Origin of the sequence: Campylobacter sp. CH278 (assembly GCF_004378845.1) — a bacterium.
Lineage (GTDB): Bacteria > Campylobacterota > Campylobacteria > Campylobacterales > Campylobacteraceae > Campylobacter_D > Campylobacter_D jejuni.
The window spans coordinates 187,900-212,271 of sequence record NZ_RYXZ01000002.1 but is presented as its reverse complement, the minus strand read 5'-3'; the positions used below and the strand labels follow the sequence as shown (position 1 = coordinate 212,271).

23 protein-coding genes and 2 pseudogenes are annotated in these 24,372 nt (G+C 30.7%); 20 read left to right on the top strand and 5 right to left on the bottom strand.

What is annotated here, in order from left to right; translation table 11 throughout:
• Positions 1-79: 79 nt before the first annotated feature.
• From ELQ04_RS02830 to ELQ04_RS02780, 11 genes and pseudogenes are all read left to right on the top strand, one after another.
• Positions 80-1,414, top strand: a complete 1,335-nt coding sequence (locus ELQ04_RS02830) for a S41 family peptidase (protein WP_002856815.1) — start codon at positions 80-82, stop codon at positions 1,412-1,414.
• A 1-nt stretch (position 1,415) separates the two neighbouring features.
• Positions 1,416-2,126, top strand: a complete 711-nt coding sequence (gene purC / locus ELQ04_RS02825; protein ID WP_002854922.1) for a phosphoribosylaminoimidazolesuccinocarboxamide synthase — start codon at positions 1,416-1,418, stop codon at positions 2,124-2,126.
• Positions 2,127-2,134: 8 nt separating this feature from the next.
• Positions 2,135-2,380 (top strand): phosphoribosylformylglycinamidine synthase subunit PurS, encoded by a 246-nt coding sequence (purS, locus tag ELQ04_RS02820; RefSeq protein ID WP_002857003.1) that lies wholly within the window; start codon positions 2,135-2,137, stop codon positions 2,378-2,380.
• Between the two features lies 1 nt (position 2,381).
• A pseudogene (gene purQ / locus ELQ04_RS02815) lies at positions 2,382-3,054 on the top strand (phosphoribosylformylglycinamidine synthase I).
• The gene (locus ELQ04_RS02810) at positions 3,026-4,222 is read left to right on the top strand and encodes an SH3 domain-containing protein (RefSeq protein WP_002893747.1); all 1,197 of its coding nucleotides are present in this window, start codon (positions 3,026-3,028) and stop codon (positions 4,220-4,222) included. Before purQ ends, ELQ04_RS02810 begins: the two are co-directional and overlap by 29 nt.
• On the top strand, positions 4,203-4,895 hold the full coding sequence (locus ELQ04_RS02805; protein ID WP_002882469.1) for a lysophospholipid acyltransferase family protein: 693 nt from the start codon (positions 4,203-4,205) through the stop codon (positions 4,893-4,895). The genes ELQ04_RS02810 and ELQ04_RS02805 overlap by 20 nt, the downstream gene beginning before the upstream one ends.
• Positions 4,889-5,257, top strand: a complete 369-nt coding sequence (gene crcB, locus ELQ04_RS02800) for a fluoride efflux transporter CrcB (RefSeq protein WP_002892340.1) — start codon at positions 4,889-4,891, stop codon at positions 5,255-5,257. Before ELQ04_RS02805 ends, crcB begins: the two co-directional genes overlap by 7 nt.
• A gap of 72 nt (positions 5,258-5,329) precedes the next feature.
• A complete protein-coding gene (gene htpG / locus ELQ04_RS02795) occupies positions 5,330-7,156 on the top strand; it encodes a molecular chaperone HtpG (protein ID WP_004316550.1) in 1,827 nt (608 codons plus the stop codon).
• Positions 7,153-7,470 (top strand): rhodanese-like domain-containing protein, encoded by a 318-nt coding sequence (locus ELQ04_RS02790; protein ID WP_002870957.1) that lies wholly within the window; start codon positions 7,153-7,155, stop codon positions 7,468-7,470. The genes htpG and ELQ04_RS02790 overlap by 4 nt, the downstream gene beginning before the upstream one ends.
• On the top strand, positions 7,470-7,904 hold the full coding sequence (locus ELQ04_RS02785) for a hypothetical protein (protein ID WP_002893739.1): 435 nt from the start codon (positions 7,470-7,472) through the stop codon (positions 7,902-7,904). Before ELQ04_RS02790 ends, ELQ04_RS02785 begins: the two co-directional genes overlap by 1 nt.
• A 3-nt stretch (positions 7,905-7,907) precedes the next feature.
• A pseudogene (locus tag ELQ04_RS02780) lies at positions 7,908-9,513 on the top strand (Na/Pi symporter).
• Here ELQ04_RS02780 and ELQ04_RS02775 read toward each other — a convergent pair.
• The 5 genes from ELQ04_RS02775 to mltG all read right to left on the bottom strand — a co-directional run bounded on the left by ELQ04_RS02775 (position 9,510) and on the right by mltG (position 13,644).
• A complete protein-coding gene (locus ELQ04_RS02775; protein ID WP_002880961.1) occupies positions 9,510-11,318 on the bottom strand; it encodes a penicillin-binding protein 2 in 1,809 nt (602 codons plus the stop codon). The pseudogene ELQ04_RS02780 and the gene ELQ04_RS02775 sit on opposite strands and share 4 nt — an antisense overlap.
• 6 nt (positions 11,319-11,324) lie before the next feature.
• Complete coding sequence (gene fliE / locus ELQ04_RS02770; protein ID WP_002856884.1) at positions 11,325-11,621, bottom strand: flagellar hook-basal body complex protein FliE; 297 nt, start codon at positions 11,619-11,621, stop codon at positions 11,325-11,327.
• A 6-nt stretch (positions 11,622-11,627) separates the two neighbouring features.
• On the bottom strand, positions 11,628-12,122 hold the full coding sequence (flgC, locus tag ELQ04_RS02765; protein ID WP_002855235.1) for a flagellar basal body rod protein FlgC: 495 nt from the start codon (positions 12,120-12,122) through the stop codon (positions 11,628-11,630).
• Between the two features lie 9 nt (positions 12,123-12,131).
• A complete protein-coding gene (gene flgB, locus ELQ04_RS02760; protein ID WP_002854879.1) occupies positions 12,132-12,563 on the bottom strand; it encodes a flagellar basal body rod protein FlgB in 432 nt (143 codons plus the stop codon).
• A 79-nt stretch (positions 12,564-12,642) separates the two neighbouring features.
• Positions 12,643-13,644, bottom strand: a complete 1,002-nt coding sequence (gene mltG / locus ELQ04_RS02755) for an endolytic transglycosylase MltG (protein WP_032595074.1) — start codon at positions 13,642-13,644, stop codon at positions 12,643-12,645.
• On the opposite strand from mltG, the gene ELQ04_RS02750 reads away from it, so the two are divergent.
• The 9 genes from ELQ04_RS02750 (at position 13,559) to ELQ04_RS02710 (ending at position 24,250) form a co-directional block, all read left to right on the top strand.
• Positions 13,559-16,129, top strand: a complete 2,571-nt coding sequence (locus tag ELQ04_RS02750; protein WP_044778140.1) for a DUF3971 domain-containing protein — start codon at positions 13,559-13,561, stop codon at positions 16,127-16,129. The genes mltG and ELQ04_RS02750 overlap by 86 nt on opposite strands.
• Before the next feature lie 116 nt (positions 16,130-16,245).
• On the top strand, positions 16,246-18,444 hold the full coding sequence (locus ELQ04_RS02745) for an NADP-dependent isocitrate dehydrogenase (protein ID WP_004316542.1): 2,199 nt from the start codon (positions 16,246-16,248) through the stop codon (positions 18,442-18,444).
• Between the two features lie 2 nt (positions 18,445-18,446).
• Complete coding sequence (locus ELQ04_RS02740) at positions 18,447-19,349, top strand: malate dehydrogenase (protein ID WP_004316540.1); 903 nt, start codon at positions 18,447-18,449, stop codon at positions 19,347-19,349.
• On the top strand, positions 19,350-20,513 hold the full coding sequence (gene sucC, locus ELQ04_RS02735; RefSeq protein ID WP_002880972.1) for an ADP-forming succinate--CoA ligase subunit beta: 1,164 nt from the start codon (positions 19,350-19,352) through the stop codon (positions 20,511-20,513). It begins immediately after the preceding gene.
• 9 nt (positions 20,514-20,522) lie between these two features.
• Positions 20,523-21,392: a succinate--CoA ligase subunit alpha gene (sucD, locus tag ELQ04_RS02730; RefSeq protein WP_002855278.1), complete on the top strand. Its 870-nt coding sequence runs from the start codon at positions 20,523-20,525 to the stop codon at positions 21,390-21,392.
• A 13-nt stretch (positions 21,393-21,405) separates the two neighbouring features.
• Positions 21,406-21,717, top strand: coding sequence for a 4Fe-4S binding protein (locus ELQ04_RS02725; protein ID WP_002854819.1), 312 nt, complete (start codon positions 21,406-21,408; stop codon positions 21,715-21,717).
• 8 nt (positions 21,718-21,725) lie between these two features.
• A complete protein-coding gene (locus ELQ04_RS02720) occupies positions 21,726-22,850 on the top strand; it encodes a 2-oxoglutarate synthase subunit alpha (protein ID WP_004316535.1) in 1,125 nt (374 codons plus the stop codon).
• Positions 22,851-23,696 (top strand): 2-oxoglutarate ferredoxin oxidoreductase subunit beta, encoded by an 846-nt coding sequence (locus ELQ04_RS02715; RefSeq protein WP_002854895.1) that lies wholly within the window; start codon positions 22,851-22,853, stop codon positions 23,694-23,696. It begins immediately after the preceding gene.
• Complete coding sequence (locus ELQ04_RS02710) at positions 23,693-24,250, top strand: 2-oxoacid:acceptor oxidoreductase family protein (RefSeq protein ID WP_002864641.1); 558 nt, start codon at positions 23,693-23,695, stop codon at positions 24,248-24,250. Before ELQ04_RS02715 ends, ELQ04_RS02710 begins: the two co-directional genes overlap by 4 nt.
• Positions 24,251-24,372 lie beyond the last annotated feature (122 nt).

Below are 24,372 nucleotides of genomic sequence, written 5' to 3'. Positions count from 1 at the left end.
ACATATTTTTAAGAATTTAAATTTATTTACGAAGTTTTAAGCAATTTTTATTAAAATTTACTCTTTAAACTAAAACTCAATGATGGAGCTTATTTTGAAAACAAAACGATTTTTTGCGGGTCTTGCAGGCTTTGCCACTACTTTTATTTTATGTCTATTTTTAACAAGTCATTTACAAGCTAAAGTTGATCAAAAAGAAGAGCAGGTTCAAAAACGCCTAGAAGCTTTAGATAAGCTTACAAAAACTCTTGCCATAGTAGAGCAATACTATGTGGATGATCAAAATATCAGCGATTTGGTGGATAAATCTTTATCAGGACTTTTAAGCAATCTTGATGCGCATTCTTCTTTTTTAAATGAAAAAGATTTTAATGATATGAAAATTCAAACCAATGGCGAATTTGGTGGCCTTGGTATAACCGTAGGTATGAAAGATGGCGCTTTAACAGTTGTTTCTCCTATAGAAGGAACACCAGCAGATAAAGCAGGGATAAAATCAGGAGATATTATTTTAAAAATTAATGATGAGGCCACTTTAGGAATTAATCTCAATGATGCTGTAGATAAAATGCGTGGTAAGCCAAAAACTCAAATCACTTTAACCATTTTTAGAAAAGGTGCAACAAAACCTTTTGATGTTACACTTACAAGAGAAATTATTAAGATAGAAAGTGTTTATGCAAAAATGATAGAAAATGAAAACATTCTTTATCTTAGGGTTACAAATTTTGATAAAAATGTTGTAGATGTGGCAAGTAAAGAACTTAAAAAATATCCTAATGTTAAAGGAGTTATTTTAGATCTTAGAAATAATCCTGGTGGACTTTTAAATCAAGCCATAGGACTTGTAAATTTATTTGTAGATAAAGGTGTTATTGTTTCTCAAAAAGGACGCATCGCAAGTGAAAATCAAGAATATAAAGCCGATCCTAAAAACAAAATTTCTAATGCTTCTTTGGTTGTGCTTGTAAATGGTGGAAGTGCTAGTGCAAGTGAAATTGTAAGTGGAGCTTTACAAGATCTTAAACGCGGTGTTATTGTGGGTGAAAATACTTTTGGAAAAGGTAGTGTTCAGCAAATCATACCTATTAATAAAACTGAAGCTTTAAGGCTTACTATTGCAAGATATTATCTTCCAAGCGGGCGTACTATTCAAGCAGTGGGTGTAAAACCTGATATTGAAGTTTTTCCAGGTAAAGTAAATACTCAAGAAGATGGTTTTTCTATAAAAGAAAGCGACTTAAAACAACATTTAGAAAGTGAGCTTGAAAAAATAGATAAAAATAAAAAAGAAGATAAGCAAGAAAATAAAGACAATAAAAATCTAATCAGTCAAAAACAAATCAATGATGACGCACAGTTAAAATCAGCTATTGATACTATTAAAATTTTAAATATCAAACAAGGACAATAAAATGACAAAAAAAGAAATGCTCTACGAAGGAAAAGGTAAAAAACTTTTCAAAACTGATGATGAAAATTTACTAATTAGTGAGTTTAAAGATGATTTAACTGCTTTTAATGCAGAAAAAAGAGGCAATGAAAGTGGAAAAGGTGCATTAAACTGTAAAATCAGTACTGAAATTTTTCATTTGCTCGAAAAAAATGGGATTAAAACCCATTTGGTAGAAACTATAAGCGATACAGAACAAGTGGTTAAAAAATGTAAAATTGTTCCTATTGAAGTTATAGTACGCAATGTTGCAACAGGTTCTCTTACAAAAAGACTGGGTATTAAAGATGGTACTGTGCTACCTTTTGCTTTGGTGGAATTTTGTCTTAAAGATGATGCCTTAGGCGATCCTTTTATCAATGATGAGCATTGTTTGATTTTAAATTTAGTGCAAAATGAAGCTCAAATTAGTGAAATTAAAAATATGGCTAGAAAGATTAACTCTATTTTAACTCCATTTTTTGATAATAAAAATTTAAGGCTGATTGATTTTAAAATTGAACTAGGTTTAACCAAGGATAATGAGCTTGTTTTAGCTGATGAAATAAGCCCTGATAGTTGTAGATTTTGGGATAAATTTAGCAATGAAAAATTAGATAAAGATAGATTTCGTCAAGATCTAGGTAATGTAAAAATGGCTTATGAAGAAGTTTTAAAAAGAATATTAAATTAAGGAAAAATATGGAAGTTATTGTAAATATTTCTTTAAAAAATGGGGTTTTAGATCCACAAGGCAAAGCGGTGGAAAAAGCTTTGCATTCTTTAAATTTTAATAGTGTTAAAGAAGTAAAAATAGCAAAACAAATCAAAATTTCTCTTGATGAGAAAGATGAAAAATTAGCCAAAGAACAAGTAAAAAAAATGTGTGAAGAGTTGTTGGTAAATAGCGTCATTGAAGATTATGAGCTTGTAATTGAGAAAGAGTAAAATGAAAGTTGCTATTATTAGATTTCCAGGGACAAATTGTGAATTTGATACAGCTTATGCCTTTGAAAAACTTGGAGTAAAAACGCAGATTGTTTGGCATGAAGAAAAAGAATTTGATGCAGATTTAGTTGTTTTGCCAGGCGGATTTTCTTATGGAGATTATCTAAGATGTGCAGCTATTGCAAAACTTGCTCCTGCTATGCAAGGTGTTTTTAATCATGCAAAAAAGGGAGGATATATCTTAGGCATTTGCAATGGTTTTCAAATTTTACTTGAAAGTGGTCTTTTAAAAGGTGCAATGAAGCATAACAACAATCTTAGTTTTATCTCAAAAAACCAAAATTTAAGAGTAGTTTCTAATGATAATGCCTTTTTGAAAAATTTCAAAAAAGATGAAATTATTAATTTACCAATTGCTCATGGAGAGGGAAATTATTACGCTGATGAGGCTACTTTAAAAGAATTGCAAGATAAAGATCTTATTACTTTAAAATACGAGCCAAATTCAAATGGTTCTGTATTTGATATCGCAGGAATTTGTGATGAAAACAAAAAAATCTTTGGACTCATGCCACATCCTGAGCGTGCTTGTGAAAAAGTCCTAGGTAATGATATAGGTTTGAAAATGCTTAAAGGCTTTTTATTTTGAAAATTTTATTAACTTTAATTTTTAGTGTTGTTGTATTGTTTGGCAGGGGTGAAATTTCTGTATTTAGTGGCCAAGATGAAAATATGCAAAAAGAATTACAAAAATTACCCCAAGAAGAACAAAAAATTTATCAAAATATTCCGCCAAGTGATGAAAACAATGACTTTGAAAGCAATGTAGATGATCCTTTTGTAGCTAAAGGGAGTTTGGTTCTTACAAATGATGAATATCCAAGTAGGGTATATGTTGGAGAAGTTTTTCCTATTACGATCTATGCTCGCACTACGGAAAATACAAAATTTGATTTTAACATAAGCGTAGAAAAAACTAACTTATCTTTTTTAAATCCAGATGCAAAATGGGAATTTATCAATAACGAATATAAAACAACTTTATGGTTTGAAGCCAAAAATTCAAATGCTAGTTTGAGTAAAATTTCTATCAAACTTCTTAGAAATAATGAAGCTTTTCAAGAGGCTGATATCAATCTTAATCCTATCAAATTTGAAAATACTTTATCCAATAAAGATTTTTCACACCTTGTGGCAAGTTCTTTGGAAATTAAAAAAGTTAAAGCGAGTTATTTTGATGATGCTAATATCATTATGATGGTAGAACTAAACGCAACCAATACAAATCTTAAAAGCTTTTTTATAGAAGGAATTCAAAAGCAAGGTATTGAAAATTTAAAAGGGGATTTTAATGCTTCTAGTGCTTTTTATTATGCTATTTTGCCATTAAGTAAAACAAATTTTGAATTTTCGTATTTCAATAAGGACAGTAAAAAGCTTGAAAATATAAATTTAAAACTAAAAATTAGTGACGATGAGATCAGCACTCAGAGTGATTTAAATCCTGTAAATAAAGACTTAAATATTTATAAACAATATACCTTATGGTTTTTAGCGGTTTTATTTGGAGCTTTATTTGTATGGAGAAAAAATTACATTATTCTGGCTTTGGCAGTTGTTTGTTTTGCACTTAGTTTTCTTGTAGATACCAATACTCAAAATGCAATTATCAAGGCTGGTTCTAGGGCTAAAATTTTACCCACAGAGCCTTCAACTTATTTTTATACGGCAAATGCAGATGAAAAAGTAGAAGTTTTAGGCAAAAGACAAAATTATATTAAAGTACTGTTTTCTGATGGAAAAATAGGTTGGGTTAATAAAGATGATTTACAAAAAAATTAAAGCTCTTTATTTTTGGATTTTTTTTGTTTTAAGCGTTGCTTTGGTGGTTTTTTGTTTTTGCTTTACAAAATCTCAAAACACACTTTGGAAAATCCGCAAAATTTGGGCTAAATTTCAAAGATATACCATCTCTTATAAACAAGAAATCATTGGCACTTTTAATCCACAAGCTCAGATGATTTTAATGAATCATCAAAGTGCTTTAGATATCATTGCTTTAGAAGAATTATATCCTAAAAATTTATGCTGGATTGCCAAAAAAGAATTAGGAGAAATTCCTATTTTCAAAGTCGCTATGAAAAAACCAAAACTTCTTTGTATAGATAGAAAAAATCCGCGTGATTTAGTACGAGTTTTAAAAGAAGCAAAAGAAAGAATTAGTGAAGATAGGGTTTTGGCTATTTTTCCAGAAGGAACTAGATCTAAAAATGAAAAAATGCTTAAATTTCAAAGTGGAGCAAAAATTTTGAGTGAAAAATTAAATCTTAAAGTTCAACCCATTTTAATTGTGGATTCTGCAAAAATTTTAGACACAAAAAGTTTTAGTGCAAGTAGCGGAGTGCTTAAAATCATTTGTATGGATTTAGTCGATACAAATGATGACAAATGGCTTGAAAACACTAGAAAAAAAATGCAAGAATTACTCGATCAAGAAAGAGCTAAGCTTTGCTAAATACCCTTTTAGTTGTTGGTTTTGGGGGATTTATAGGAGCAATCTTAAGAATGTTTTCTATTAATTTAGTGAATAAATTTTTTCCTTATTCTATCAGCCTTGGAACTCTTTTTGTTAATGTTTTGGGTTCTTTTATCATAGGACTTTTGTTTTCTTATGCACAAAATAAAGGTTTATCTCCTTTACTTAAAAGCTTTATAAGTACAGGTTTTTTAGGAGCTTTTACAACTTTTTCTACTTTTTCTTATCAAAATTTACTTCTTTTGCAAAGTGGAAATTATTTTAATTTTACGTTAAATATTATCTTAAATGTCTTTCTTTGCTTATTTGCCGCATGGCTTGGTTTTATAATTTTCAAATAAATCTTTAAATTTACTTTAGAATTTGTATTTTTTGCTAAAATACCACTTTAAAAAATTACAAAGGAAATTAAAATGCAATTTCAAACCGAAGTCAATCAGCTTTTACAGCTTATGATACATTCTTTATATTCTAATAAAGAAATTTTTTTAAGAGAGCTTATTTCAAACGCAAGCGATGCTTTAGATAAGCTTAATTTTTTGAGCGTAAGTGATGATAAATATAAAAGCTTAAAATTCGAACCTAAAATTGAAATCAAAATTGATAAAGATAAAAAAACTTTAAGTATTAGTGATAATGGTATAGGTATGGATAAAGATGATCTTATCAACAACCTTGGAACCATAGCAAAAAGCGGCACTAAAAGCTTTTTAGAAAATTTGAGTGGTGATGCTAAAAAAGATTCTCAACTCATAGGACAATTTGGAGTAGGTTTTTATTCTGCTTTTATGGTGGCTAGTAAAATCGAAGTTTTAAGCAAAAAAGCTTTAGATGATAAAGCTTATCTTTGGAGTTCTGATGCAAATGGTTATGAGATTGATGACGCTAACAAAGAAGAACAAGGAACAAGCATTACTTTATACTTAAAAGATGATGAGTTTGCTAATGCTTATAAAATCGAAAGCATTATAGAAAAATATTCTAATCATATTCAATTTCCAATTTTCATGGAAAAAGAAGAATTTACTCCTGCTAAAGAAGGCGAAGAAGAAGGAAAAACTGAACTTAAAATTTCTCAAATCAATAAAGCCAACGCTTTATGGAGAATGCAAAAATCAAGCCTTAAAGTAGAAGATTATGAAAGATTTTATGAGCAAAATTTTCATGATTCAAACAAACCTTTACTTTATCTTCACACTAAAAGTGAAGGAAAATTAGAATACAATTCTTTATTTTTCATACCACAAAATGCACCTTTTGATTTATTCCGTGTGGATTATCAAAGCGGCTTAAAACTTTATGTAAAACGCGTATTTATCAGCGATGACGATAAAGAACTTTTACCAACTTATTTGCGTTTTGTGCGTGGGATTATCGATGTAGAAGATTTACCACTTAATGTAAGTCGTGAAATTTTACAAGAAAATCAAATTTTAAAAGGCGTTAAAGAAGCTAGCGTTAAAAAGATTTTAGGCGAACTTGAAAAACTCAAAAACAATGATAAAGAAAAATACTTATCTTTCTTTAAAACCTTTGGTAAGGTATTAAAAGAAGGACTTTATGGTTTTGGCGGAGAAAAAGATAGTCTTTTAAAACTTATGCTTTATAAAAGCACTAAAGGTGAAAATTTACGCTCTTTAGAGGAGTATAAAAATGACCTTCAAGGCGAACAAAAGGAAATTTTTTATATAGCAGGAAATAATGAAAGTTTATTAAGAACCTCTCCTTTGCTTGAAGAGTATAAACAAAAAAATATAGAAGTTTTACTCATGGATGATGAGATTGATTCTTTAGTAACTCCTATGCTAGAATTTGAAGGTTTGAAATTTGTAGCCATTAATCAAGTAGAAGATAAAAATGAACTAAGTGATGAAGAAAAAAATACTTTTGCTCCACTTGTAGCTAAATTTAAAGAACTTCTAAAAGATCAAGTTGAAGATGTAAGACTAACCAGTCGTTTGAAAGATAGCCCAAGTTGTATAGTTTATGATAAAAATAAACCTGATTTTGCTATGCAACAACTCTTAAAACAAATGGGTCAAGAGCAAAATTTCAAACCTATTTTAGAAATCAATCCAAAACACGCTATTTTTACAGGTCTTAAAAACAACGAAAGTTTTAGTGCAGATATAGCAACCCTAGTTTTAAATATGGCAAAACTAAGCGAAGGTATGGGAGTGGATAATCCTGCTGAATTTAATGCAAGCCTTACAAAAATTATCAATAAGGCTTTTTCATGATAGAAAATATCCCTGCAAGTCTTTGGACAAAGCAAGATTTAAACGCATATCAAATTTTTGATGTGCGTACTCCTTTAGAATGGGAAGAAGGTATTTTACCTAATGCGCAATGTGTGGCTTTATATGATAATCAAGGGCTTTTAAATGCTAAATTTTTAGATGAATTTCAAAGTAAAAGAGATGAAAGTAAAAAACTTGCTTTTATTTGTCGCAGTGGCCATAGAAGCATGGTTGCAGCTGAATTTATAGCTGAAAAATTGGGACTTGAAAGCATCAATTTAGATGGCGGAATGCTAGCCCTTAAGGGTTATTAATGCTAGGAATTTATTTACTCATAGCAGCTTTGTCTTTTTTAGCTCTTTATTTTGCTGTTAAAAAGCTTACTTTAAATATAGACGAGCAAACCCTTTTGGAGCCTATTAAAATGGATGTTTATCCGAAATTTTGCGATTTAATCGATGAAAAAATCAGAGAATTTAAAGAAAATGTCCAAAATACTAATTTAGCATTAAAAAATTCTGATCAAAAAGATGAATTTTTAGAAAAACTTGGGGATTTAAGCAGAGAGTTGACTTTCATACAAACCATGAATTTAAGCAATAAAAATGATAGTATCTGGCAAAATGAACTTTTTTCTTTTTTAAAGGAATTAGAAAATTTATTGCTTGAGTATCTAGAAAAAGGCGAAGAAGAAGCCGAAAATTTAAGAGAATTTCTGATGAATGAATTTGAAAAACTAAAAGGTTAGGCATTGCAAGAGGAAAGAAATTCTTTAAAATATTTTAAATTTATTTCATGGAGTATTTTTACTTTAGTTTTGATTTTTATTTTAATTCGTTATGACGAGCTTGCCAATCTTTTAGCAGGAGTGGCAATATTTCTTATTGGAATGACTAATTTAGGTATAGGTTTTAAAGCTTTTAGTGGTGGTTTGCTTGAAAAAATTTTAGCGAAGTCAACCGATACAAAGATAAAAAGTATACTTTTTGGTACTTTAAGTACTTTAATTATGCAATCTTCAACTTTAGTTTCTATTATTACGATTTCTTTTTTGAGCGCAGGGTTTATTTCTTTGGGTGCGGGCATAGGGATTATTTTTGGAGCAAATTTAGGAAATACGGCAAGTTCTTGGCTGATTGTTGGTTTGACAAATATTAAAATTTCAATGCTAGCTATCCCACTTTTGATTATTGGAGTATTATTTTTCTTTCAAAAAGATAGTGTTTTAAAAGGTTTAGGTAATATTTTTATTGGTATAGGATTTTTCTTTTTGGGTGTGGATTATATTAAAAGTGGTTTTGAAAATTTTAAACATATAATTGATCTTTCTCGTTTTGATTTTGCTGGGTTTAAAGGAGTTTTTGTTTTTTTAGGATTAGGTGCTTTGCTTACAGGAGTTATACAATCAAGCACAGCTACAATGGCTATTATTGTCGCTGCTTTACTTGCAGGACAAATCAGTTTGGAAAATTCCTTAGCAGCAACTTTAGGTACTAGTGTTGGAGGAGTTGTAACGGCTGTTTTAGCTTCTTTAAGTACCAATATTGAAGGAAAGAAATAATTGTATTTTTAATTTTGGTATAGCTTTTTTAATAGTGCTTATTTTTCCTTATTTTATACATTAAGATAAGAATAAAGACAAGCCTTTATATCTTGATAGTAGTTTGGTTAAGTTTAGTGACACAGCCATCGAAGCTTTAAGGAAAGAAAGCGAGCATCTTTATAACAATACCTATGCAATTGTTGCTCATGCTATAGGTTTTAGTCGTAAAGATATACAAAGTGATAAAAGTTTTAAAGAAATTTTAGAAAATAAAAAGTGGTTTAGTAAAAATGTGGATTTGGACTATTTGTATCAAACTAGGATAAAGGTTCTTTTTGAAGCTATTATCGATTTTTCAACTAAAGCACAAGTTTATATTAACGATGAAACAAAGAATCATAAAATTTTTACCTTTAAGATGGCAGCTAAAAATTTAGCCGAAACAACTAAAAATTTAAAAATTATCCAAGCAAATATTAAGAAATATTCTAGTTCTTCTAATGAATTTTTGGCTTTAGAGTACAATAAAATTAGATCGAATTTAGGAGAGCTTTTAAGAAGTATCGAAGAGCTTAGAGTGGTTGAAGATCGTGAAAAGCTTTATTTGATTATTAAAAATCTTCAAAAAGGAAAAGAAATTTTAAAAGAAATTGATACTTTAACCTTGGGCAATGTTGAACATCTTATTTCAGTAAGAAAAATCACAACAGCTGAAGGAATTTCAATACTTAATGATACAACTTTTGCTGCTAAGATTGCTGAAGAACTTATAGGTGCTGTTGAGGTGATATTTTCTAAAGATATATCAAACTAGTTGTTTGTGCTAGTTTGGTTATTGTCTTGTATAGGCGTTAGAAATTCTTCATTGATTAAAATATCAACAACATCTTTAAACATAGGCAAAGCACTTTGTGCAGCATAATAACTATAAGGTTTAGTAGGATGTCTTACGAGAACTCCTATGGTATAGGCGTGATTTAAATCATTTGCAAAACCAAAAAAGGATGCATTGTAGCGATTTGAGGTATAACCTTGTCTTTCGGCTATTCTTGCCGTTCCTGTTTTACCTCCTGCAATAATACCTTGTGTAATTGCCTTTTTTCCTGTTCCTTTTTCTATAACATTTATAAGAACATTTTGCATCGTTTTAGCGGCTTCGCTAGAAAGAATTTTTTCTTTTTTTACATCATCATCAAGATTTGTAAAGCGTCCATTTTGATAGAATTTTTCAGCTAAACGTGGTGTGATATAAAACCCATCATTGTTGAAAACATTATAAGCTGCAAGGAGTTGTATAAAGGTTGTTTTAAGTCCATAACCATAACTTAAAACAGATTTTTCTATATCTCTTAAGCGCTTAGGATTTGGAATTTCTCCTTTTTGTTCATAGGGTAGATCAATACCACTTTTTTCGCCAAATTTAAATATTTTAAGTCCTGATACGATTTCTATATTGTTAAGTCTTTTAGCAATTTGTATCATGCCTATATTTGAAGAATATCTTATAACTTCCTCCATAGTCATTTTGTCCATTTTGTGATCGTCTTTGATGGTAAAACGTCCTAGCTTGTAAGAACCGCCATAAGTATTAATCACTTCATCCATTTTTATTTTACCAAGTCTTAAGGCTGTTGTAAAGATAAAAGGTTTGATAACAGAACCTGCTTCATAGCCGTATTCTATAGCGCTTGCATTAAGAACTGATAGATCTTTTCCACGATTTTGCGGATCATAGCGCCTTGAGCTTGCTAGAGCTAAAATTCTTCCTGTTTTGCTTTCCATTACTCCAACTATGATTTCATTGGCTTTTAAATCCTCATTTCTTTGATCTATAGCTTTCTCTATACTTTTTTGCAGTTTTAAAGAAAGATTTAAATATAAATCACAACCATTGATCTTTTTTTGCTGTAGTGAATTTAGATTTAAAATAATATTTCCACCTATATCTTTAAGTCCTTGAATTTTTTCATTTTGAACAGGGCTTAGACATTCATCGTAGTATTTTTCTAAACCTTTAACTCCTATATTTTTTAAAATTCCACTTTCTGGATCTAATATCATTTTGGTATAACCGATAATAGGAGTAAAAGAATCTTTTGACATGTAAATTCTATCTTCTTCATGTTCGATGATATTTAATCCTCTTGTTTCAACTCTTCCAGAGTTGTTTGTAAAAGCTTTGAAAAAACCTTGTATATAAAGTTTTTTAGCAAGGTCTTTAAGATAGCTTGCTTGCTTGGAATCTAAGTTTTGCAAAAGAACAAAATTATAAGAGCGTTTTTTTTGATTTTGCATTCTTTTTTTAATATCTGCTACTTGATCGTTACTTATTCCACTATAAATTTGAAAAAGCTTTAAAAATAGATCAAATTTATCTTTGTTAATACTTCTAAGATCAATTTCAGCGCGATAAATTTGTTTAGAACTTGTGATAGTAAAATTATCTTTGGTTATAATCGATCCTCTTAGAGCAAGAGCGTATTGATCTTTTTCAGTGTTAGGTATATGACGTTTTGATGTAAGAAAAAAAGTAGAGCTGATAAAAATAATCATAAACAAAAGTGCCATGCAGTAGGCAAAGGCAACTTTTGAAACCCTATTTTTTTTATATTCTTGCATTAGGGTTTAAATTTGAGTTCTTGTGATTTCTTTATAAGCACTGATCGCTTTATTTCTTACTTCTAGCATAAATTTCATGCTGCTTTCAGCTTTAGTGATAGCTATAGCTGCTTGATGTAGATCTTTTACTTGTCCTGTGGCAATGTCTGTCATTGCAGCTTCTCCACTTTCTTGTGCTTTGTTTAAATCATCGATTTCATTTTTAAGCATCTTGGCAAATTCATCACCAATTCCTGTGGAATTTTGACTTTTGTTGGTATTTGAAATATTATTATTTAATCTTAAATCATTAATATTGTTCATTTTTTATTATCCTCTTAATAAATCAATCGCACTTTGAGCTATAGTTTTTGCACTTGTAAAAGCACTTACATTGGCTTGATAAGCTCTTGTAGCTTCAATCAAATCTGCCATTTCAATGACAGGGTTTACATTTGGATACGCTACATAACCTTCAGCATTTGCATCAGGATGGCTTGGATCATACTTCATACGAAAATCTTTGTCATCTCTGACCACTTTATCCACTACAACACTTTGAATAGCAGGTTTAGCTTCTTCTGGCGAACTTGGATCATTTAAAGGATTTTCATATTTTAAAAAATTATTATCTTTGTTAATTTGCTCATTTAAAAGCTTATCAAAATCTGTTGCTTTAAAGATCACTTCGCGTCTTCTATAAGGCCCACCTTCAGCTGTTCTTGTAGTATTTGCATTAGCTATATTAGAGCTAATAACATTCATTCTAAAACGTTGAGCACTTAAACCATAACCACTAATATCAAAATCACTTAAGTATGCCATAATTTACCTTTAACTTAATTTAGAGCTTGCATCAAGTATAGAACTAAAGATATTGCTTTGTCTTCTTAAAACTCCATCAAGAGCTGTTATCATAACTGTATTTTTACTCATTTCTGTGGTTTCTACATCTAGATCAACAGTATTTGCATCATTTCTTGCTAAATGACCATCTCTTAAGTAAATAGTAGATTTACTGGGATCAGGGAATTTCCAAGGTTTTTGATGCCCTTCTTCAGTTACGGCTAATTGCAATTCTTTATTATCATTTTTTTTGAAAATTTCATTTGCACGATTTACCAAAGCTGTTTCAAATTCAATATCTCTTGCTTTATAAAAAGGAGTATCAACATTTGCAAGATTGGCATTGATGAGTTGATTTCTTAGATTTCTACCCGCTAAAGCACCAGTGACCAGTTCTTTTGATTTAAATGGGTTAATCATTTTTTATCCTTTTTATAATTTTTAATATTAACAAGCAAATACTGTTCCAATTTAACTATTTTGTATAAAAATATCAAAATTATTTTCCTTTTTGTAAATTTATGGCTTTATTGTGATCATCTATATTTGTGCTAAAAATATGAGCTCCAGTATTTTTATCACGCACAAAATATAAATAATCTGTCTTTAAAGGAAAAATAGCTGCACGAATAGCAGCTAAAGAAACATTACAAACCGCTTCTTTAGGCAATCCTGTAAATTTATAGGTATTATAAGAGCTATTATCTTGTCTTATTCTTTGTGGGGTAACTTTTACATGGGAGTAAATTCCATAATTTAAAGTTCCATCCATTTGAAGCTTCATACCTTTTTTAAGTCGATTATAAATTACGCTTGCAACTATAGGCATTTCATTGTCATTAGCAGCTTCTTTTTGTATTACAGAAGCGATGATGATATATTGGTGCCATTTTTTTGGATTATAATCACCAAAAATTTTCTCAGAAGTTTTTTTATTGGAAATTTCAGCATGGTTTAAAAGCATTTGAATGAGTAGATTTTCTGTAATGCCTTTTGGGATTTTATAAGTTTCTGGTAAAAAAACTCCTTCATCATAAGGAGCTTGAGCTTGAAATTCTTTTAAAAGCATATCTTTATCAAGTTCAAGTTGTTTGGCTGCTTGTTCTAAAAAGATTACGCTTGTTTCTCCTGGGATAAGAGTAATGGTTTGAAGTGCTGCTTTAGCAATAGTGAGTTTATGTAGAAATTCAGCCCTATTTAAATCTTTTGCACCTATGTTGATCCAGCCTGATTGAGGGTGTCCTAAAAAAAATAAAATATATTTATCAATACTACTCATCTGATATTTATTTTGCTTTAAATATGTTATAATTTGAGAAATTGAACCTTGGGGAATAAATACCACAGAATTGCTTTTTAAAGGCTGAGTTAGATAATAAAAAATCCCCAAAATAAATATCAAAAAGAAGTTGCGTATGAAAAAGAAAATTTTATATATTGTTATATTTTTTGTTGTGCTTATATTAGCTTTGTTTATAGTGCTTAAAAATGGGATTGTCATCTCTAGTATCCAATTTGATTTTTTAAAATTGGAACAATTATATATTAAATTAGATAAAAAATTAATTGTACGAGCAAAAAATATCACTATAAATGAGACTCAAAATTCCGAAATTTCATCACAAACTCACTCTTCTGATAATGCTTCAACAGAGATTTTAAAAATAACAAAAAATTTAAAATATCTATATACTTTTGTTGAAGAGATTGATATACAAAATTTAAATATAAAAGATAATCATGTGCGTATTTTATTTAAAGATAATGAATTTTTTATAGATAATGATTTGTTATTTTTAAAATTAACATTACAGCGTCAAAATAAAGAACTTATAGCTGATATTAAAAAACTTTTATTAAAAGATTATGATTTAAATATTGATGGAAATTTAAGTATCAATACTAAGAGCGAGTTTTATTATTTTCAAGGTAGAGCAAGTGGAGAATTGCTTGACTTTAACGCAAGTATTTCTTACAAAGATAAAAATTTAGCTTATAAAATAGAAGATTTAAACATTAGAAATATTACGGAAATTTTTAAAAGAGTTAATAAAAGAATAGAACTTCCACAGAGTTTAAATCTTTGGGTAGTATATAGGGCTAAGGGAGAATTTTATCATTTAGATTATTTGCAGGGATTTATAGATTTTGCTAAAGATAATTATTATTTAGACAATATTAGTGCATCAGGTTATGTTAATAATGTCAAAGTTCGCTTGGATGATAAAATGAATGCTATTGAAATTCCGAAGCTTGATTTAAATTTAAACAAACAAAAGCTTGATTTTGTCTTTAATAAAGCTTTCTATAATGGTGCTGATTTAAGTTCTAGTAAGGTTTATCTATATGATTTATTTGATGAAAAAAAAGCTGGGATTTATTTGCGCATTAAATCTGATAATCTAAAATTTGACGAAAAACTTGCTAAAGCTTTAGAGGATTATCATTTTTCATTACCTTTTTATCAAAAAAGCGGAAAAATTAAAAGTGATTTGGAGCTTAAAATTGATTTTCATGATAAGGGTGAAATTTCTTATAGTGGTATTTTAGCTTTAGAGAATGTTAGTATTTCTTTGGCTGATTTTAATATTACAAAAGCATTTGTAAAATTAAATCAAAATGATTTAAATATAGAAAATGCTAGTGTTAAAAATGGCTTTTTAGAGGCTGATTTTAATGCTAAATTTGACTTGCAAAAACAACAAGGAAATTTCAATACTCAGATTTCAAGGCTTTATTTTGACAATGGGGAGCTTTTAGATTTAAAAAATCAAAATGTAGAAGTAAAATTAGATTATTCGCAAAATGTTAACATTAGCATTCCTCAGTGGAATTTGATTTTAAATTTTAAAGATGGACTTGAGGCTAATCTTAATAATCCTAAGATTTTATTTTCATTTTCTCCATTACTTAAAAAGTTTGGGTTTATCAATGCTAAAAATGTTTATTATAAAACTTTAAATTTTGAAGATTTCAATGCAAGTGTTAATGATGCTTATTTCAAAAATAATTTACTTATCAACGGTCAAACTCCTTATGAAAATGATAGCTTTGATATTGTAAAAAATAAGGGCATTATGGAAATTCATACTCAAAGTGATACAGCAAGTGCTAAAATAAGTTCTGATAATAAAGAAATTCATTTGAAAAATTTAAGTTATATTTATAGAAAAGATTCCAACTCTTCAAATTCAACATTTGATATTTCTACTAATACCCAAAATATTAGTTTTGGTGGAGCAAATGTAGCTTTAATTTTGCCAGATTCTAATAAAACTTTGGCTTTTGATAGGGTAGAGGCTGATTTAAAAGGTAATGCTTTGAATCTTAAAGGTTCTAGAGGAAATGCAAAATTTGATCTTTATTATTCTTCTAATGATTTAAATTTAAACGTTAGCAATATTGATGATAATTATTTAAATGAGTTTTTACAAAAACAAGCTGTTCAAGATGGAGTGTTTAACTTAAGTATAAAAGGAAGTGGATTGGAGTATTTTGATGGACAGATCGATTTTAAAAATACTTATGTGAAGGATTTAAGAGGTATAAATCAGCTTATTTCCTTTATCGATACTGTACCAAGTTTATTGATGTTTAAATCTCCAACTTTTAATCAAAAAGGTTTAAGCCTGCATGATGGAAAGATTATTTTTAATAGAAAAAAAGATCTTTTAAGTGTTTCAGCTATTAATTTAAACGGCGATAGTGTAGATATATATGGTTTAGGATCAGCAAATTTAAGATTAAATACAGTGGATTTTAGTTTAGAGCTTAAAACTTTAAAATCAGCTTCAGAAGCTATATCCAAGGTTCCAATTTTAAATTATGTAATTTTAGGTAAAAATCAAGAAATTAGCACAAACTTAAAAATAGATGGAAGTATAGATGACCCTAAATTTCATACCGAAATTTTAACAGATACTCTAAAAACCCCTTTTAATCTTATTAAAAATATCATACAACTTCCTGCTAATTTACTTAATTAAAAATATTTAAAGTTTGTTTGAAAACTAAAACAAACTTTAAACTTACTCTTGCATTTTTTTTTATTTGTAATATACTTAAAAATGAAAATAAAAATAAGTATTTTAAAGGACTAAAAATGCAAATTACTTATACCTTAACAGATGAGTCCCCAGCTCTTGCGACTTATTCGTTTTTGCCTATAGTGAAAGCTTTTTTAAGTAGGGCACATATAGGAGTAAAAACCTCGGATATTTCTTTGTCTGGAAGGATTTTAGCTACTTTTAGTGAGTATTTAAAAGAGGAACAAAGATGTGAAGATGCTTTAGAGCTTTTAGGCGAGCTTGTCAAAAGATCGGATGCAAATCTTATTAAAACCCCAAATATTTCAGCTTCTATTCCTCAGCTTAAGGCGGCGATTAAAGAATTGCAAGATAAGGGTTATATGTTACCAAATTACCCAGATGAGCCAAAAAATGATGAAGAATTGCAAATTAAAACAAAATATCAAAAAGTTTTAGGTTCAGCGGTTAATCCTGTATTAAGACAAGGAAATTCAGATCGTCGTTCAACAAAAGCGGTAAAAGACTATGCAAAAAACAATCCTTATCGTGTGGTTGAGTTTAATCCAAACTCAAAAACTCGTGTTTCTTACATGAAAGAAGGGGATTTTTTCTCTAATGAAAAAGCGGTTTTAATCGATCAAGATTGTGTGGCTAATATAGAATTTACAAGCGTTGATGGTAAAAAAGAAATTTTAAAAGAGGGCTTAAAACTTGAAAAAAATGAAATTTTAGACGCTACTTTTATGGATGTGCAAAAACTTCAGGAATTTTATGCAAAAGAAATTAAAGCAAGCAAAGATGATGATGTGCTTTTTTCTTTGCATTTAAAAGCTACAATGATGAAAGTAAGTGATCCTATACTTTTTGGTTATGCGGTAAAAGTATTTTTTAAAGAATTATTTATCGAATTTCAAGATGAATTTGAAAAATTAGGCATTAATCCAAATAATGGTTTAAGTGAGCTTTTAAGTAAGATCGAAAATTCAAGCAAAAAAGATGAAATTTTAAAAAAATACAATGAAATTTTAGCTAAATCTGCAGATATTTCTATGGTAAATTCCGATAAAGGCATTACAAATCTTCATGTTCCAAGTGATGTTATCGTTGATGCTTCTATGCCTGCAATGCTTAAAAATGGCGCAAGATTGTGGGATAAGGAAGGTAAGGAAAAGGACACAAATGCCGTAATTCCTGATCAAACTTACGCAACTATTTATGAGGCGGTTATTGAAGATTTGCATAAAAATGGTACTTTGAATCCTTCAAAACTTGGCAGTGTATCTAATGTAGGTTTAATGGCTAAAAAGGCTCAAGAATATGGCTCGCACGATAAAACCTTTGTGGCTAAAGAAGAAGGAACTTTTAAAATAGTTTCTAACGGTAAAGTTTTATTAGAACATAAGGTTAGAAAAGGTGATATTTATAGAGCTAATCAGGCTAAATTTGATGCGGTGTTAAATTGGATTGATTTAGGTATAGAAAGATCAGAACTTAGTGGAGCCGAAGCTATTTTTTGGTTAGATAGCAAAAGAGCTAGTAATAAAATCATGATAACTTTGGTACAAAATCGTTTAAAAGAAAAGGGTAAAAATATAGCCATTTTAACTCCAAAAGAAGCTTGTTTAAGAAGTTTAGAGTTAATCCGAGAAGGTAAAGATGTTATTTCTATCACGGGTAATGTTTTAAGGGATTATTTAACCGATCTTTTTCCTATTTTAGAGCTTGGAACAAGTGCAAAAATGCTTTCTGTTGTGCCTATGTTAAAGGGTGGAGCTATGTTTGAAACAGGAGCAGGGGGTTCAGCACCTAAACAAGTAGAACAATTAGTCGAAGAAAATCATCTGCGTTGGGATAGTTTGGGTGAATTTTTGGCTTTGCAAGCAAGTTTGGAATTTTATGCAAATAAGTGTAGTAATCATAAAGCTAAGGTTTTAGCAGAATGTCTTGATGAGGCTATAGGCGAATGGCTTGAAAATAATAAAGCTCCATCAAGAAAAGTTAAAGAAGATGATAATAGAACAAGTCATTTTTATTTAGCAATGTATTTTGCAAATCATTTAGCAAGACAGGCAAGTGATATGGAGCTTCAAAGCTTTTTTAAAGATATTGCCCTAGAGCTTTCTTCTAATGAAGAAAAAATCAGAGCCGAATTTAACGATGCACAAGGTGTGAAAGTGGATTTGGGTGGGTATTATAAATTTGATGATGAAAAAGCAAATAAAATCATGCGCCCAAGTGCAACTTTTAACGCTATTTTAGAAAAAATAGGATAAAGATGAAAATCACTGTTATAGGGGCTGGCAATGTAGGCTCAAGTGTAGCTTATGCTTTGATTTTAAGAGAAATAGCAAATAAAATTGTTTTAGTAGATATCAATGAGGATTTACTTTACGCAAAAGAACTAGAGCTTACTCAAAGCATAGCCGCTTTAAATTTAAATATAGATTTACTTTGCACTAAAGATTATACTCATACCAAAAATTCAGATATAGTGCTTTTTAGTGCAGGTTTTGCTAGAAAAGATGGGCAAAGTAGAGAAGAATTGCTTCAGTTAAATACAAGCATTATGCTTGATTGTGCTAAAAAAATTAAAGATTTTACAGAAGATCCGCTTTTTATTATTTTAACTAATCCTGTGGATTTTCTACTTAATACTCTTTATGAAAGCGGGATTTTTTTATCAAAGAAAATTATAGCCATGGCAGGAGTTTTAGATAATGCAAGATTTAAGTATGAACTTGCCAAAAAACTTAATGTCAAAATGTCAAGCGTGGATACAAGACTTATTGGTTTTCATAATGATGATATGGTTTTGGTAAAATCTTACGCAAGTGTTAAAAATAAAAATATAAGCGAATTTTTAAATGAAGAGGAATTTGAGGATTTAGAAAATGAAGTTAAAACAGGTGGAGCTAAAGTAATCAAACATCTTAAAACTTCAGCTTATTTAGCCCCTGCTAGTGCTTGTATAAGAATGCTTGAGTCTATAAGAAGTGGCGAATTTTTACCTATGAGTGTGATTTTACATGGAGAATTTGGAGTGCAAAACAAAGCCTTAGGAGTTATGGCAAGATTAGGACTTGAAGGTGTAATTGAAATCATGAAAATGGATCTTAGTTTGCAAGAAAAAGACAAATTAGAAAAATCTTTAATCAAATATCAATATAAAGGAGAATAAATGAACATACATGAGTATCAAGCAAAAGCAATTTTTGCAGACAATGGCATCCCTACCTTAAAGGGAAAAGTTGCATTTAGCGTAGATGAAGCTGTATCTAATGCTAAAGAATTAGGCGGTAGTGTTTGGGCAGTTAAAGCTCAAATTCACGCAGGAGGCCGTGGTCTTGGTGGTGGTGTTAAAATCGCTAAGAATTTAGATGAGGTAAAAGATTACGCAAGTAAAATTTTAGGAATGAATTTAGTAACTCATCAAACAGGACCTGAAGGTAAGCTCGTGCAAAAACTTTATATAGAAAGTGGCGCTAATATAGTAAAAGAGTATTATTTGGCTATTTTATTTAATAGAATGGCAGAGCAAATTACCATTATCGCTTCAAGTGAAGGAGGGATGGATATAGAAAAAGTAGCCAAAGAAAGCCCTGAAAAAATTGCAAAAGTAGGTATTGATCCACAAATTGGATTTAAAATGTTTCATGGACTTGAAGTAGCGAGAGTTTTAGGACTTGATAAAGATGAAGGCAAAAAACTCATTTCTATGATAGCTAAACTTTATAAGCTTTACATGGATAAAGATATGAATATGCTTGAAATCAATCCTTTAATTAAAACTGCAGAAGGGGATTTTTATGCCCTTGATGCAAAATGCAGTTTTGATGATAGTGCGCTTTATCGTCATCCTGAGATTGCTGAACTTAGAGATATTACTGAAGAAAATCCTGCTGAAAGAGAAGCGGCTGAATTTGGCTTAAGCTATGTGAAATTAGATGGAGATGTAGCTTGTATGGTAAATGGTGCGGGTCTAGCAATGGCAACTATGGATATTATTAATTATAGTGGTGCAAAACCTGCAAATTTCTTAGATGTAGGTGGGGGAGCTTCTCCTGAAACTGTTGCAAAGGCTTTTGAAATCATTTTAAGAGATAAGAATGTAAAAGTTATATTTATCAATATCTTTGGTGGTATTGTTCGTTGTGATAGGATAGCAAATGGAATTTTAGAAGCTACTAAGAATGTTGAGGTAAATATTCCAATTGTAGTGCGTCTTGATGGTACTAACGCAGCAGAAGCAAAGACAATTTTAGATAATTCAAATCTTAAAAATATCAAAGCAGCAACCAATCTTAAAAACGGTGCAGAGCTTGTAAAAAGTTTAGTAGGATAAGGATGGAAAATGAGTATATTGGTTAATAAAAATACAAAAGTAATAGTTCAAGGTTTTACGGGTAAAGAAGCAACTTTTCACGCTGAGCAATGCATGGCTTATGGTACAAATATAGTTGGAGGTGTCACCCCTCATAAAGGTGGACAAACTCATTTAGGTAAACCAGTTTTTGATACCGTTGCAGATGCGGTTAAAGCAACAAAGGCTGATGTGAGCTTGATCTTTGTACCTGCTTTTGCTGTGGGTGATAGCGTGATTGAAGCAGCTGATGCGGGTATTAAGCTTGCAGTTGTAATCACAGAACATACGCCTGTAAAGGATATGATGTTTGCTAAGCAATATGCCAATAAAAAGGGTATGAAAATCATTGGGCCAAATTGTCCAGGTATTATCACTTCTGAAGAATGTAAGTTAGGTATTATGCCAGGTTTTATTTTTAAAAAAGGTTGCGTGGGGCTTATTTCAAAAAGTGGAACTTTAACTTATGAAGCTGCTAATCAGGTAGTTCAAGGTGGTTATGGAATTTCTACTGCAGTAGGAATTGGTGGTGATCCTATCATAGGTCTTGCTTATAAAGAACTTTTAAGTGAATTCCAAAAAGATGATGAAACTAAAGCTATTGTAATGATAGGTGAAATTGGTGGTAGTTTGGAAGTGGAAGCGGCTAAATTTATTAAAGAAAATATTAGCAAACCTGTGGTAGCATTCATTGCAGGTGCAACTGCTCCAAAAGGTAAAAGAATGGGGCATGCAGGTGCCATAGTAGGAAGTGCTGATGAAAGTGCTGCAGCTAAAAAAGAAGCTTTAAAAAGCTATGGAATTCATGTGGTGGATTCTCCGGCTTTAATTGGTGAAGAAATTCAAAAAATATTAGGTTAATAAAGGAAAAAACATGAGTATGACAGCTCCAAAAGATACCCCTGTTTGGGTAGATGAGCATAGATGTAAAGCATGTAATATTTGTGTTAGCTATTGCCCCGCTGGGGTTTTAGCTATGCGTGATGATGTGCATGCGGTTTTAGGACAAATGATAGAGGTGGTACACCCTGAATCCTGTATAGGCTGTACTGAGTGTGAGACACATTGCCCTGATTTTGCTATTATGGTGGCAAAAAGAGATGAATTTAAATTTGCCAAACTTACTGCTGAGGCTAAAGATAGAGCCGTAGCCGTAAAAAATAACAAATACAAAAAATTAGCATAGGAAAAATAATGAGAGAAGTTATAGCAACAGGTAATGTTTTAATCGCCAAAGCTGCGATTGATTGTGGATGTAAATTTTTTGGAGGTTATCCTATTACTCCTAGTAGTGAGATAGCTCATGAATTAAGCCATATGCTTCCCGCAAATGATGGAACTTTTATACAAATGGAAGATGAAATTTCAGGTATTAGCGTGGCTATTGGTGCGGCAATGAGTGGAGTAAAATCCATGACTGCAAGTAGCGGTCCAGGAATTTCTTTAAAAGCAGAGCAAATAGGACTTGCATTTATTGCTGAAATTCCACTTGTGATTGTAAATGTTATGAGAGGTGGTCCTTCGACAGGTCTTCCAACTCGTGTAGCACAAGGAGATTTGTTTCAAGCTAAAGCGCCAACTCATGGGGATTTTGCAAGTATTGCTATTGCTCCTGCAAGTCTTGAAGAAGCTTATACAGAAACCATTAGAGCATTTAATTTAGCTGAAAAATATATGACTCCTGTATTTTTACTTATGGATGAAACTGTAGGGCACATGAATGGTAAAGCAGTTTTACCTGATTTAAAAGATATTAAAATTTATAACCGCAAAAAATTTGAAGGAGATAAAAAGGATTACAAGCCTTATGCAGCAGGAGAAAATGAGCCTGCAACTTTAAATCCTTTCTTTACAGGTTATCGTTATCATGTTACAGGACTTCATCATGGAGACATAGGTTTTCCAACTGAAGATGGAGCTATAGTGAAAAAAAATATGGAAAGACTCATAGGTAAAATTAAAAACAATCAAGAAGATATTTGCACTTATGAAGAATATATGCTTGATGATGCTGAATTTTTAATCATTGCTTATGGAAGCGTAAGTCGTTCAGCAAAAGAAGCTATACAAAGATTAAGAGAACAAGGGATTAAAGCGGGACTTTTCCGTCCAATTACTCTTTATCCAGTGGCTGAGAAAAAAATTGCTGAAGTTGTAAGTAAATTTAAAAAAGTAATGGTAAGCGAGCTTAATATGGGACAATATCTTGAAGAGATTGAAAGAGTAACTTCGCGTCGCGATTTTATTAGCTTGCACCGTGCAAATGGTCGTCCTATCACTCCAAGTGAAATTATTGCTAAGGTAAAGGAGAATATATAAATGGCTTTTAATTATGATGAATATCTAAGAGTAGATAAAATGCCTACTCAGTGGTGCTGGGGATGTGGCGATGGTGTTGTTTTAAAATGTATTATCCGTGCAATAGAAAAACTTGGTTGGAATATGGATGATGTTTGTCTTGTTTCAGGTATAGGTTGTAGCGGTAGAATGAGTTCTTATGTAAATTGCAATACAGTTCATACTACTCATGGTAGAGCGATAGCTTATGCAACAGGTATTAAATTAGCCAATCCTAGTAAACATGTTATTGTAGTAAGCGGAGATGGAGATACTTTAGCAATTGGTGGAAATCATACCATACATGGTTGTCGTAGAAATATTGATTTAACCCACATTGTGATCAATAATTTTATCTATGGACTTACGAATTCCCAAACAAGCCCAACCACCCCAAAAGGTTTTTATACAGTAACAGCTCAATTTGGAAATATTGATCCAAATTTTGATGCGTGTGAATTAACTAAAGCTGCAGGAGCTTCTTTTGTGGCAAGGGGTAATGTGATCGAAGCTAATAAGCTTGAAAATTTAATTTATAAGGCTTTAGCGCATAAGGGTTATAGTTTTGTAGATGTTTTTTCAAATTGTCATATTAATCTAGGTAGAAAAAACAAAATGGGCGAAGCTGTAGCTATGCTTGATTGGATTAAAAATCGCGTTGTGGATAAAGCTAAATTTGAAAGCATGGATTTTGAAGAAAGAAAAGATAAATTTCCAACAGGAATTTTACATGAGGATAATTCTCAGCCAGAATACTGCCATGCTTATGAAGAAGTGCGTCGTGCGGCTAAGGAAAAAAGAATGGTGGATTTAGGAGCTTTAAAATGAAATATCAATTAAGATTTGGCGGTGAAGGTGGACAAGGTGTTATCACCGCAGGAGAAATTTTGGCAGAAGCAGCCATTAAAGAAGGTCGCCAAGCTTTTAAGGCTTCTACTTATACTTCGCAAGTGCGTGGCGGTCCTACTAAGGTGGATATTATCATTGATGATAAAGAAATTTTATTTCCTTATGCTGTAGAAGGGGAAGTAGATTTTATGCTTTCGACTGCAGATAAGGGTTATAAAGGTTTTCGTGGGGGTGTAAAAGAAGGAGGCATTATAGTTGTAGAGCCAAATTTAGTACATCCTGAAAGTGAAGATTATAAAAAATGGCAAATTTTTGAAATTCCTATTATTACTATAGCTAAAGATGAGGTGGGAAATGTGGCTACTCAATCAGTTGTAGCACTTGCAATTGCTGCTTATATGAGTAAATGTATAGATTTAGATGTTTTAAAAGAAACTATGCTTCATATGGTTCCTGCAAAAACTCGTGACGCAAATGCTAAAGCTTTTGATCTGGGTGTAAAATACGCCACTCAAGCAAAACCACATTCATAATAAATTCCGCACTATGCGGAATTTAACTTCTAAAATTTCACACATTGCAAATAAAATTTAAATTTTAATTATTTTAATTTAGCTACTTTTAACGATTAAAATTTTATAATCAAAAACTTATA